The 12,570-nt window shown below is 73.3% G+C and carries 9 protein-coding genes; all 9 read left to right on the top strand.

Annotated features, from left to right (window positions below; translation table 11 throughout):
- Positions 1-60 precede the first annotated feature (60 nt).
- Positions 61-1,035, top strand: a complete 975-nt coding sequence (gene rsmH / locus OG552_RS08470; protein WP_329130848.1) for a 16S rRNA (cytosine(1402)-N(4))-methyltransferase RsmH — start codon at positions 61-63, stop codon at positions 1,033-1,035.
- A 464-nt stretch (positions 1,036-1,499) separates the two neighbouring features.
- Complete coding sequence (locus tag OG552_RS08465) at positions 1,500-1,865, top strand: hypothetical protein (protein WP_443070891.1); 366 nt, start codon at positions 1,500-1,502, stop codon at positions 1,863-1,865.
- 56 nt (positions 1,866-1,921) lie between these two features.
- Positions 1,922-3,898 (top strand): peptidoglycan D,D-transpeptidase FtsI family protein, encoded by a 1,977-nt coding sequence (locus OG552_RS08460; RefSeq protein WP_443070890.1) that lies wholly within the window; start codon positions 1,922-1,924, stop codon positions 3,896-3,898.
- Positions 3,899-3,900: 2 nt separating this feature from the next.
- Positions 3,901-5,586: a UDP-N-acetylmuramoyl-L-alanyl-D-glutamate--2,6-diaminopimelate ligase gene (locus OG552_RS08455; RefSeq protein WP_329130846.1), complete on the top strand. Its 1,686-nt coding sequence runs from the start codon at positions 3,901-3,903 to the stop codon at positions 5,584-5,586.
- Entirely contained in the window at positions 5,583-7,034 is a 1,452-nt protein-coding gene (locus tag OG552_RS08450) for a UDP-N-acetylmuramoyl-tripeptide--D-alanyl-D-alanine ligase (protein WP_329130844.1), read from the top strand. Before OG552_RS08455 ends, OG552_RS08450 begins: the two co-directional genes overlap by 4 nt.
- A complete protein-coding gene (mraY, locus tag OG552_RS08445) occupies positions 7,031-8,095 on the top strand; it encodes a phospho-N-acetylmuramoyl-pentapeptide-transferase (RefSeq protein ID WP_329130842.1) in 1,065 nt (354 codons plus the stop codon). Before OG552_RS08450 ends, mraY begins: the two co-directional genes overlap by 4 nt.
- Positions 8,092-9,522 (top strand): UDP-N-acetylmuramoyl-L-alanine--D-glutamate ligase, encoded by a 1,431-nt coding sequence (gene murD / locus OG552_RS08440; protein WP_329130840.1) that lies wholly within the window; start codon positions 8,092-8,094, stop codon positions 9,520-9,522. Before mraY ends, murD begins: the two co-directional genes overlap by 4 nt.
- Before the next feature lie 415 nt (positions 9,523-9,937).
- Positions 9,938-11,404 carry a putative lipid II flippase FtsW gene (gene ftsW / locus OG552_RS08435; RefSeq protein ID WP_329130838.1) on the top strand — a complete coding sequence of 489 codons (1,467 nt, stop codon included), beginning with the start codon at positions 9,938-9,940 and terminating at the stop codon, positions 11,402-11,404.
- 6 nt (positions 11,405-11,410) lie between these two features.
- A complete protein-coding gene (gene murG / locus OG552_RS08430) occupies positions 11,411-12,505 on the top strand; it encodes an undecaprenyldiphospho-muramoylpentapeptide beta-N-acetylglucosaminyltransferase (RefSeq protein WP_329130835.1) in 1,095 nt (364 codons plus the stop codon).
- The last annotated feature ends 65 nt before the right edge of the window (positions 12,506-12,570 follow it).

Raw genomic sequence — 12,570 nt, 5'->3', positions numbered from 1 at the left:
GCGGGCGGGGACCAGGTTCTACGTCCACCGCCCGGCCGCACCACGTCAGAAAAGGCCCTCATGAGCGACCCCTCCCCGCCCGCCCAGCCACGGCACGTCCCGGTGATGCTGCGGCGCTGCCTCGACATGCTGGCGCCCGCGCTGGCCGAGCCGGGTGCGGTGGTGGTGGACGCCACGCTGGGCCTCGGCGGCCACAGCGAGGCGCTGCTCGGCACCTTCCCCTCGGCCCGGCTGATCGCCATCGACCGCGACCCGGAGGCGCTCAAACTCTCCGCCGAGCGGCTCGCCCCTTTCGGTGAACGCGCCACCTTGGTCCACGCGGTCTACGACGAGCTGCCGGAGGTCCTCCAGAGCCTGGAGGTGCCGCGGGTGCAGGGCGTGCTCTTCGACCTCGGCGTCTCTTCCATGCAGCTCGACGAGGCCGGCCGCGGCTTCGCCTACGCGCAGGACGCGCCGCTCGACATGCGGATGGACCAGTCGACCGGGATCAGCGCGGCCGAGGTGCTCAACACCTACCCGCCCGGGGAGCTGGTGCGGATCCTGCGGGCGTACGGCGAGGAGAAGTTCGCCCGGAAGATCGTGGACGCGGTGGTACGGGAACGGGACCGGGAGCCCTTCACCACCAGCGCGCGGCTGGTCGAACTGATCCGGGACGCGCTGCCGCAGGCGGCCAAGCGGACCGGGGGCAATCCCGCGAAGCGGACCTTCCAGGCGCTGCGGATCGAGGTCAACGGCGAGCTCTCGGTGCTGGAGCGGGCGATCCCGGCGGCGGTCGGCGCGCTGGCGGTCGGCGGCCGGATCGCGGTCCTGTCCTACCAGTCGCTGGAGGACCGCCTGGTCAAGCAGGTCCTGGCGGCCGGCGCGGCCACCACCGCCCCACCCGGCCTCCCGGTCGTCCCCGAGCAGTACCAGCCCCGCCTCAGACTCCTCACCCGCGGTGCGGAACTCCCCACGGAGGACGAGATCTCCGAGAACCGCCGGGCGGCTCCGGCCCGGCTCCGCGGCGCGGAGCGCATCCGCGAGGACACCCGATGAGCGGGCCCGGCCGGCCCGGCCCGCCGCCGGACGACCGCCCGCGCGGCGGCGGCTCCCGCCGGGGCCCTGACCCCGAGTCCGCGGGGCGCCGGGAGGGCCGGTCCGGGCGGCCAGGGTCCGGTACCGGCCGGCGGTCCGACGACGGCAGTGGTGAAGCGCGCCGGGGCCCCGGCCCGGACTCCGCGGGGCGCCGGGAGAGCCGGTCCGGGCGGCCAGGGTCCGGTACCGGCCGGCAGTCCGACGACCCGGGGCGCGGCGGCCGGCCCGGGCGGGCGAGTGGTTCCGAGCCGCCCGGCGGCGGCCAGGCGCGGGTGCCCGGGGCCGCGCGGCGCGGCGCCGGGGCCGATCCGGCCCGTGCCGCGGTGCCCGCCCCGGCGGGCGGCTCTCCGGCCCGCCGGGAACGCGGCGCCGCCGCCGGCCCCGGACGGTGGGCGACCATCGGGGGGCGGCTCACCGCGGGCCGGGTGGGCACCAGCGCAACCGCGGCCCGTACCCCGTTCGTCGTACTGGTCGTGTCGCTGCTCGCCGGTGGCCTGATCACGCTGCTGCTGCTCAACTCCGCGGTCAACCGGGACTCCTTCCAGCTGAACAAGCTGGAGAAGGACACCACGGGGTACACGGACGAACAGCAGCAGCTCCAGCAGGAGGTGGACGGCTACTCCGCGCCGGGGGAGCTCCAGCGCCGTGCTCAGGAGCTCGGCATGGTCCCCGGCGGCAACCCGGCCTTCCTCAACCCCGACGGGAGCGTCCGCGGCACCCCGGACGCGGCCACCGCCCCGCCCGGCACCCCGGCAGCGCCTCCCACCGACCCGACGGCCCCGACCCCCTGACAGGTGACCGACGTGAACCGCCAGCTCCCGCAGGCCCGCGCCCGGAGGACCGCACTGTGACAGAACCGCCCCGCCGCCCCGGCCCGCCGCGCGGCGGCGCCCCCCGCCCCGCCGCCGGACGGCCGGTGCGGCGGCCGAGCGGGGCGCCGGGGGCGCCACGGCGGGGCCCGGCCGGCCCCAAGGTGGTACGGCTCGGACGGCCGCGGCCCCGGCTGCGCATGGTGGGCGTCGCACTCACCCTGGTGCTGGCCGCCTTCGTCGTACGGCTGCTGCAGGTGCAGGCGGTCGACGCGTCCTCGTACGCCTCCAAGGCCGCGGTCAACCGGTGGGTCACCCACGAGGTCATCGCCGACCGCGGCACCATCACCGACCGGTCAGGCGTCGACCTCGCCACCACCGTCGACGCCTTCGACATCACCGCCGACCCGTATCTCTTCACCCGCGCCCAGACCAAGGTCGCCGACGCACCCCAGCAGGCGGCCCAGCTGCTCGCGCCCATCGTCGGCGGCGACGCCACCAAGATCGCCCAGCAGCTCGCCACCCCGGGCTCCCGCTACCAGGTGATCGCCCGCGCCCAGTCCCCGCAGGTCTGGAACCAGATCAAGGACCTCAAGTCCGCGTTCGCCGACAAGGCCGCCGACGGCGAGGGCGCCGACGTGATGGCCGGCATCTTCGACGAGCCGCACACCAAGCGGGTCTATCCGGCCGGCGACCTCGCGGCCGGCGTCATCGGCTTCGTCAACGCCGAGGGCCAGGGCGCCGGCGGCCTGGAGTCGATGTTCAACAAGCAGCTCTCCGGCACCAACGGCAAGATCCGGTACGCCCAGTCCAACGGCCGCCAGGTCCCCACCGCCGGCAGCCAGGAGCAGCCCGCGGTCCCCGGCTCCGACGTCGAACTCACCCTGGACCGGGACATCCAGTGGGAGGCCCAGCAGGCCATCACCGCCCAGGTGCGCAAGTCCAGGGCCGACCGCGGCTACGTCATCGTGCAGGACTCCCGCACCGGCCAGGTGCTGGCGATGGCCGACGCCCCCGGCTTCGACCCCGGCGACCTCTCCCACGCCGCCCCCGGCACCCTCGGCAACGCGGCGATGCAGGACGCCTACGAACCCGGCAGTGTCAGCAAGCTGATGTCCATGGCCGCGATCCTGGACACCGGCACCGCCACGCCCACCACCCATGTCACCGTCCCCGGCACCCTGCCCCGCGCCGACCGGGTCTTCCACGACGACGTGGACCACGGCACCTGGTACCTGACCCTCAACGGTGTGCTCGCCAAGTCCAGCAACATCGGCACCATCCTGGCCAGCGGCCAGCTCGGCGCCACCCAGCCGCAGGCCAACCAGGTCCTCTACTCGTATCTGAAGAAGTTCGGCATCGGCTCCCCGACCGGCATCGGCTTCCCCGGCGAGACCCCCGGCATCCTCGCCAGACCGCAGGACTGGAACGCCTCCCAGCAGTACACGATCCCCTTCGGCCAGGGTCTGTCGGTCAACGCCCTGCAGGCCACCTCGGTCTACTCGACCATCGCCAACGGCGGGGTCCGGGTCGAGCCGTCGCTGATCCGCGGCATCACAGGACCGGACGGCCGCTTCGTGCCCGCGGACCCGCCGAAGAAGACCCGGGTGGTCAGCACCCAAACCGCCAAGACTCTCTCCACCATGCTGGAGTCGGTGGTCGGCAGCGAGGAGGGCACCGGTATGAACGCCCGTATCGACGGCTACCGGGTGGCGGGCAAGACCGGTACAGCCAACCGGGTGGACCCCGAGACCGGCCGCTACAAGGGCTACACCTCGTCCTTCCTGGGCTTCGCGCCCGCCGACAACCCGCGGGTCACCGTCTCCTGCGTGATCCAGAACCCGACGAAGGGCAGTTACTTCGGCGGCGACATCTGCGGCCCGGTCTTCCAGAAGGTGATGACCTTCGCCCTCAAGAGCCTCGACGTGCCGCCCTCCGGCATCCCGGCCCCGAAGCTGCCGATCGAGTTCAATCCCGGTCAGCCGCCCGCCGCCACCAGCCCCAAGGGACACTGATCATGCGCCACCACGACCCTGACCAGCACGGAGCCACCGCGACCGGCGACCGCGACCCGCGCCCGCGCCCCCCGGGCCGTTTTGGCCCGGAGCCCGGAAGGCCCGGTAACCTCACCGCCGTGCCCACAGCTGACCAGCCCACCCTCACCCAGCCGCCGGGCGCGCCGCGCCCGGCGCGCGTGCGCCCCAAACCGCTCGCGGACCTCGCCGGACGGCTCGGAACACCGGCGCCGGACGGTCCGGAAAGCGCCGCCATGATCACCGGCATCACCCACGACTCGCGTGCGGTCCGCCCCGGCGACCTGTACGCGGCGCTGCCCGGTGCCCGCTTCCATGGCGCCGACTTCGCCGGCCAGGCCGCCACCGCCGGCGCCGCCGCCGTACTGACCGATCCGGCCGGCGCCGAGCGCGCCGCCGCCACCGGGCTGCCGGTGCTCACCGTCGCCGACCCCCGGGCGGTGATGGGCGAACTGGCGGCCGCGGTCTACGACGAGCCCGGTGAGGGCATGCTGCGGATCGGCATCACCGGCACCTCCGGCAAGACCACCACCTCGTACCTCGTGGAGGGCGGCCTGCGGGCCACCCGGCACGGCGCCACCGGCCTGATCGGCACGGTGGAGACCCGGATCGGCGACGAGCGGCTCAAGAGCGAGCGCACCACCCCGGAGGCCACCGACCTGCAGGCGCTCTTCGCGGTGATGCGCGAACGCGGCGTCGAGTCGGTGGTGATGGAGGTCTCCAGCCACGCGCTGGTCCTCGGCCGGGTGGACGGTGCCGTCTTCGACGTGGCCGTCTTCAACAACCTCAGCCCGGAGCACATGGAGTTCCACTCCGGCATGGAGGACTACTTCCAGGCCAAGGCGCAGCTCTTCACCCCGCGCCGCAGCCGGCTCGGCGTGGTCAACCTGGACGACGAGTACGGCCGCCGGCTGGTCGCCGAGGCCACCGTCCCCCTGGTGACGTTCTCCGCCGAGGGCCGCCTGGACGCCGACTGGCGGGCCGAGGAGATCACCGCGGGCCTGCTGGACAGCCGCTTCACCGTGCTCGGCCCCAAGGGCGAGCGGGTGCACGCCGTGGCGCCGCTGCCCGGCCCCTTCAACGTGGCCAACACCCTGGCCGCGATCACCGCGCTGGCCGCGGCCGGGCTCGACCCGCAGACCGCCGCCGACGGCGTCGCAGCCGTGCCGGGGGTCCCCGGCCGCCTGGAGCGGGTCGACGCCGGCCAGCCCTACCTCGCGGTGGTCGACTACGCGCACAAGACCGACGCCGTGGAGTCGGTGCTGCGGGCGCTGCGCGCCACCACCGACGGCCGGATCCACGCCGTGCTCGGCTGCGGCGGCGACCGTGACCGGACCAAGCGCGGGCCGATGGGCGCGGCTGTCGCCCGGCTCGCCGACACCGCCGTACTGACCTCGGACAACCCGCGCTCGGAGGACCCGCTGGCGATCCTCGCCGCGATGCTGAACGGAGCCGTCGAAGTCCCCGCCGACCAGCGCGGACACGTCATCGTCGAGCCCGACCGGGCCGCCGCCGTCGCCACCGCCGTCGCCCAGGCGCGGCCAGGTGACATCGTGGTGGTCGCCGGCAAGGGCCATGAGCAGGGCCAGGACATCGCCGGAGAGGTACGCCCCTTCGACGACCGTGAGGTGCTGCGCGCCGCGATCCAGAAGGACCAGAAACAACCGTGATCCCCCTTTCCCTCGCCGAGGTCGCACGCGCGGTCGGCGGGAGTACGCACGACATACCGGACAGCGATGTCCAGGTCACCGGGCCCGTGGTCCGCGATTCCCGCGAGGTGGTGCCCGGCTCGCTCTTCGTGGCCTTCGCCGGGGAGCGGGTGGACGGCCACGACTTCGCCGCCAAGGCCGTCGCCGACGGCGCGGTCGCGGTGCTGGCCGCCCGCCCGGTCGGCGCACCCGCGATCGTGGTGGACGACGTCCAGACGGCGCTCGGCGCGCTCGCCCAGCACGTCATCGAGCGCCTCGGCGTCACCGTGGTGGCCCTCACCGGCTCGGCCGGCAAGACCAGCACCAAGGACCTCATCGCCCAACTGCTGCAGCAGGCCGCGCCCACCGTGTGGACCCCCGGGTCGCTCAACAACGAGATCGGGCTGCCGCTCACCGCGCTCACCGCCGACCAGGACACCAGGCACCTGGTGCTGGAGATGGGCGCCCGTGGCATCGGCCACATCCGCTACCTGACCGGGCTGACCCCGCCGCGGATCGGCCTGGTGCTCAATGTGGGCTCCGCGCACATCGGCGAATTCGGCGGCAAGGAGCAGATCGCCCAGGCCAAGGGCGAACTCGTCGAAGCGCTGCCGGCCGCCGCGGACGGCGGCATCGCGGTGCTCAACGCCGACGACCCGCTGGTGATCGCGATGCGCGAGCGCACCCGGGCCCGGGTGGTGACCTTCGGAGAGAGCGCAGAAGCCGACTATCAGGGACAGAATGTCCGGCTCAGCGACCGGGGACAGGCGATCTTCAGCCTGCGAACACCCACCGGGTGCGCCGACGTGACCTTGCGCCTGTACGGTGAGCATCACGTGTCGAACGCGCTCGCCGCGGCCGCCGTTGCCGGTGAACTAGGCATGCCTGTCGGGGAGATCGCCTCCGCGCTCTCCCGGGCCGGCTCGCTCTCGCACTGGCGGATGGAGGTCACCGAGCGGCCCGACGGCGTGACGGTCGTCAACGACGCCTACAACGCGAACCCCGAATCCATGAGGGCTGCTCTGCGCGCACTGGCCGCGATGGGCCGGCCCGCCCAGGCTCGGGGGGGCCGTACGTGGGCGGTGCTGGGCAAGATGGCCGAACTCGGCGAGCAAGCGCTCACCGAGCACGACGCGGTGGGGCGGCTGGCCGTCCGGCTCAACGTCAGCAAGCTCGTGGCCGTGGGCGGTACTGAAGCCGCCTGGCTGCAAATGGGCGCCTATAACGAGGGTTCGTGGGGTGAGGAGTCGGTGCACGTGTCCGACGCGGAGGCGGCGATCGACCTGTTGCGCAGCGAGGTGCGCCCGGGCGATGTCGTTCTGGTCAAGGCATCGAGGTCGGTCGGGCTGGAGTCCGTCGCCTTGGCGCTGATCGAGGCGGCCCCCGGTGGCGACCTCGGCGGAACGGGCCGCGAGGGTGCCGTCCGATGAAGCAGATCCTCGTCTCCGGCGTCCTGGGACTCTTCCTCTCCTTGATCGGCACACCGCTGCTGATCCGCCTGCTGGCCCGCAAGGGCTACGGGCAGATGATCCGGGACGACGGCCCGAAGGCCCACCACAGCAAGCGCGGCACCCCCACCATGGGCGGGATCGCGTTCATCCTGGCCACCCTGATCGCCTACGCGGCGACCAAGCTGATCACCGGCGACAAGCCGACGATGTCCGGGGTGCTGGTGCTGTTCCTCACCGCCGGCCTCGGCCTGGTGGGCTTCCTGGACGACTACATCAAGATCGTGAAGCAGCGCAGCCTCGGCCTGCGGGCCAAGGCGAAGATGGCAGGCCAGCTGATCGTCGGCATCACCTTCGCGATCCTGGCGCTGAACTTCCACGACTCCCGCGGCCAGACCCCGGCGTCGACGAAGCTCTCCTTCACCACGGACTTCGGCTGGTCGATCGGCCCGGTGATCTTCGTGATCTGGGCGCTGTTCATGATCCTGGCCATGTCCAACGGCGTGAACCTCACCGACGGCCTGGACGGCCTGGCCACCGGCGCCTCGGTGATGGTCTTCGCCGCGTACACGGTCATCGGCGTGTGGCAGTACGGCCAGTGGTGCGGCGCCCCGGTCAGCGCCAACGGCGCCTGTTACGAGGTACGCAACCCGCTCGACCTGGCGGTGGTCGCCGCGGCACTGATGGGTGCCTGCTTCGGCTTCCTGTGGTGGAACACCTCACCGGCCAAGATCTTCATGGGCGACACCGGGTCGCTGGCGCTGGGCGGCGCGCTCGCCGGCCTGGCGATCTGCTCCCGCACCGAGATGCTGCTGGCCATCCTCGGCGGCCTCTTCGTCCTGATCACCATGTCCGTGATCATCCAGGTCGGCTCCTTCCGGCTCACCGGCAAGCGGGTCTTCCGGATGGCGCCACTCCAGCACCACTTCGAACTCAAGGGGTGGAGCGAGGTCCTGGTGGTGGTCCGCTTCTGGATCGTCCAGGGCATGTGCATGGCCGTGGGCCTGGGCATCTTCTACGCCGGGTGGGTGGCCGCCTCATGACGGCGGCGCAGCGACTGAAGGGCACCGCGGTCACCGTCGCCGGCCTCGGCGTCTCCGGGGTGCCCGCGGCGAAGGCGCTGCACGCCCTGGGTGCCCACGTCACGGTGGTCAACGGCACCGCGGGGGAGAAGCAGCAGGCCGAGGCGGCGCAACTGGAAGCCCTCGGCATCGCCGTACGCCTCGGTGACGGCGACTCCTGGCCGGACGGTACGGAGCTGGTCGTCACCAGCCCCGGCTGGCGGCCGGACAGCCCGCTGTTCACCGCCGCCGCCGAGCGGGGCGTCGAGATCTGGGGCGACGTCGAACTGGCCTGGCGGCTGCGCGGCCCGGCCGCGGCGCCGTGGCTCGCGGTCACCGGCACCAACGGCAAGACCACCACCACCCGGATGCTCGCCGCCATCCTGACCGCCGCCGGGCTGCGGACCGCCGCGGTCGGCAACATCGGCGTCTCGCTGCTCGACGCGGTGCTCGGCGAGCAGGAGTACGACGTGCTCGCCGTCGAGCTCTCCAGCTACCAGCTGCACTGGGCGCCCAGCATCCGCCCGCACTCCGCGGCGGTGCTCAACCTCGCGCCCGACCACCTGGACTGGCACGGCTCGATGGCGGCGTACGCGGCCGACAAGGGCCGGATCTACCACGGCAACCAAGTCGCCTGCGTCTACAACACCGCGGACCCGGAGACCGAGCGGCTGGTCCGCGAAGCCGACGTGGAAGAGGGCTGCCGGGCGATCGGCTTCACCCTCGAAGCGCCCCGGGTCTCCGAACTCGGCGTGGTGGACGGCCTGCTGGTGGACCGGGCGTTCGTCCCGGACCGGCAGGGCACCGCCCAGGAGCTGGCCGGGACCGGCGACGTCCAGCCGCCGGCACCGCACAACATCGCCAACGCGCTGGCCGCGGCGGCCCTCGCCCGCGCCTACGGGGTCGAACCGGCCGCCGTGCGCGAGGGACTGCGGGCCTTCCGCCCCGACGCGCACCGCATCGCCGAGGTCGCGGTGGTGGACGGGGTGACCTACGTGGACGACTCCAAGGCCACCAACACCCATGCCGCTCAGGCGTCACTGGCCGCGTACGACTCCGTCGTCTGGCTGGCCGGCGGCCTCGCCAAGGGCGCCGAGTTCGACGAACTCGCCGCCCGGGCCGCGGACCGGCTGCGCGGGGTGGTCCTCTTCGGTGCGGACCGGGCACTGATCCGGGAAGCCCTGGCGCGACACGCCCCGCAGGTGCCGGTCGTCGAGCTGGAACGGACCGACACTGGGGCGATGTCCGCCGCCGTCACCGCGGCCCGGGAGCTGGCCCGGCCGGGCGACACCGTACTGCTCGCCCCGGCCTGTGCGTCGATGGACATGTTCACCAACTACAACCAGCGCGGGGATCTTTTCGCGGCGGCGGTCCAGACCCTCTCGGTCCCGACCGACCAGCCCCGCTAGCCGGGCCTCCGCGCGGGCGCCGGCACAGCGCACCGATGGAGGGGATCATGACGGCACACCGCCCCGCCGCCCGCCCGGCGGCACCGGCACCACCACCCCCGGCGCCCGGCCCCACGAGGCCGCATACGCCCCAGCCGGGCGCATACGGCCGGGCGCGGTGCTCGCGCACCCAGCCGGGTGCATGTGGCCGGGCGTGGTGTTCCCGCACCCAGCCGGATGCATGCGGCCGAGCCTGGTGTTCCCGCACCCAGCCGGGCGCGTACGACCCAGCGCGGTGCTCACGGCCGGGCGGTGGACGGGCGGCGGGTCCGCTTGCCCAGGTCTTCCTGCCGGCGGCGGTCTTGCCGGGCGGACGCCGGGTGCGGAGCGGCTCACCCGGACCGGTGGGGGCACCGTGGGGCGGGGGGAGAGGCGTATGAGCGCGGACCGGCCCGCGGCGGGCGGGCGGCCGGGAGCCGCGTCCGGCAGCCCGGCCCGGCGCCGCCCGGCGGACGTGCAGGCCGCCGGACGGGCCGCGCCCGGGGTGGCGCGCCCGCCCGCGGACAGGGCACCGGCGGGCCGCGCCGGGGCGCGGGCCGTGCCCGGGCTGTCGCTGCCCGGCCGGAAAGCCGCCCCGCGGGGCAGCGCGCGGCGCGGCGCCGCCCGCCTTCCGCAGCGGCTGCGCGAGGCATGGGACCGGCCGCTGACCGCCTACTACGTGATCCTCGGCGCCGGACTGCTGATCACCGTGCTGGGCCTGGTGATGGTCTACTCCGCCTCCCAGATCGTCGCACTGCAGAACGGACTGCCCTCCACGTTCTACTTCCGCAAGCAACTCCTCGCGGTGGCCATCGGCGCCGTACTGCTCTGGGCCGCCGCCCGGCTGCCGGTCAAGCTGCACCGCGCGCTGGCCTACCCACTGCTGCTCGGCGCGGTGTTCTTGATGGTGCTCGTACAGGTGCCGGGAATCGGGCAGACGGTCAACGGCAACACCAACTGGATCTCCATCGGCGGCCCCTTCCAGCTCCAGCCGAGCGAGTTCGGCAAACTCGCCCTCGCCATGTGGGGCGCCGACCTGCTGGCCCGCAAGGGCGACAAGAACCTGCTGGTCCAGTGGAAGCACCTGCTCGTCCCGCTGGTCCCGGTCGCCGTCCTGCTGCTCGGCCTGATCATGCTCGGCGGCGACATGGGCACCGCCATGATCCTCACCGCCGTCCTGTTCGGCATGCTCTGGCTGGCCGGCGCCCCCACCCGGCTCTTCTCCGGCGTACTGGCCGGCGCCGCCGCGCTGGGCGCCCTGGCCATCGGCACCAACTCCAACCGGATGAGCCGGCTGCACTGCATCGCCGCCACCGACCCCGACCACGGCTGCTGGCAGGCCGTGCACGGCATCTACGCCCTCGCGTCCGGCGGCTGGTTCGGCTCCGGCCTCGGGGCCAGTGTGGAGAAATGGGGTGAACTCCCGGAACCGCACACCGACTTCATCTTCGCCGTGACCGGGGAGGAACTGGGCCTTGCGGGGACACTGTCGGTCCTGGCCCTCTTCGCGGCACTAGGCTACGCGGGTATCCGCGTGGCCGGTCGTACGGAGGACCCCTTCGTCAGGTTCGCAGCGGGTGGCGTGACCACCTGGATCACGGTGCAGGCCGTGATCAACATCGGTGCGGTGCTCGGCCTGCTGCCGATCGCCGGAGTCCCGCTCCCGCTGTTCTCCTACGGAGGCTCCGCCATCCTGCCGACCATGTTCGCGATCGGGCTGCTGATCTCCTTCGCCAGGAGCGAGCCCGCGGCGCGAGCGGCACTCGCCGTGCGGGGGCGGAAGAGGCGGACCAACCCCCTGACCGGGGCTGTGAGAAGGACGATGCGACGGCACGCCGGAAGGCGGCCGTCCGGAGAGCGGTGAATTTCGGTGCATGTCGTACTCGCCGGTGGGGGGACCGCCGGCCACATCGAGCCGGCGCTCGCGCTCGCCGATGCCCTGCGCAGGCAGGACCCGACGGTGGGAATCACCGCACTGGGCACCGAACGCGGCCTGGAGACCAGGCTGGTGCCCGAACGCGGCTATGAACTCGCCCTGATCCCCGCCGTTCCGCTGCCACGCCGGCCGACCCCCGAACTGATCACCGTGCCGGGCCGGTTGCGCGGCACCATCAAGGCCGCCGAGCAGATCCTGGAACGCACCAAGGCCGACTGCCTGGTCGGCTTCGGCGGTTACGTGGCGCTGCCCGGCTATCTGGCGGCCAAGCGGCTCGGCGTGCCGATCGTGGTGCACGAGGCGAACGCCCGCCCCGGCCTGGCCAACAAGATCGGCTCCCGGTACGCGCACGCGGTGGCCGTCTCCACCCCGGACAGCAAGCTGCGCGACGCCCGCTACATCGGCATCCCGCTGCGGCGCACCATCGCCACCCTGGACCGGGCCGCGGCCCGCCCGGAGGCCCGGCATGTCCTCGGACTCGACCAGAACCTGCCCACCCTGCTGGTCTCCGGGGGCTCCCAGGGCGCCCGCCGGCTCAACGAGGTGGTCACCACGGTCGCCCCGCGGCTCCAGCAGTCCGGCGTCCAGATCCTGCACGCGGTCGGCCCGAAGAACGAACTGCCGCAGTCCGACAACATGCCCGGTATGCCGCCGTACCGCCCGGTGCCGTACCTGGACCGGATGGATCTCGCGTACGCCGCCGCCGACATGATGCTCTGCCGGGCCGGCGCCATGACCGTCGCCGAACTCTCCGCGGTCGGCCTGCCCGCCGCGTACGTGCCGCTGCCGATCGGCAACGGCGAACAGCGGCTCAACGCGCAGCCGGTGGTCAAGGCCGGCGGCGGTCTGCTGGTGGACGACGCGGAGCTGACCCCCGACTGGGTGCTCGGCAATGTGCTGCCGGTGCTCACCGACCCGCACCGCCTGTACGACATGTCGCGCGCCGCCGCTGAGTTCGGCCGCCGTGACGCCGACGAGCTGCTGCTCGGCATGGTGTACGAGGCGGTCGCGGCCAACCGGGCACGATAGGGGACGACCGGACTCGACCGGAGCCGACGGCAACAGCCCCCCCGGGGCGTCAACACACGGGAGGC

This window comes from Streptomyces sp. NBC_01476 (genome assembly GCF_036227265.1).
GTDB lineage: Bacteria > Actinomycetota > Actinomycetes > Streptomycetales > Streptomycetaceae > Actinacidiphila.
The sequence above is the reverse complement of the archived record's forward strand: the minus strand, read 5'-3'. Positions and strand labels throughout refer to the sequence as shown.

Excerpts from the sequence above, each read along its gene's own strand:
- ftsW (WP_329130838.1), top strand. The coding sequence starts at position 9,938 with ATGAGCGCGGACCGGCCCGCGGCGGGCGGGCGGCCGGGAGCCGCGTCC.
- rsmH (WP_329130848.1), top strand. The coding sequence starts at position 61 with ATGAGCGACCCCTCCCCGCCCGCCCAGCCACGGCACGTCCCGGTGATG.
- mraY (WP_329130842.1), top strand. The coding sequence starts at position 7,031 with ATGAAGCAGATCCTCGTCTCCGGCGTCCTGGGACTCTTCCTCTCCTTG.
- OG552_RS08455 (WP_329130846.1), top strand. The coding sequence starts at position 3,901 with ATGCGCCACCACGACCCTGACCAGCACGGAGCCACCGCGACCGGCGAC.
- murD (WP_329130840.1), top strand. The coding sequence starts at position 8,092 with ATGACGGCGGCGCAGCGACTGAAGGGCACCGCGGTCACCGTCGCCGGC.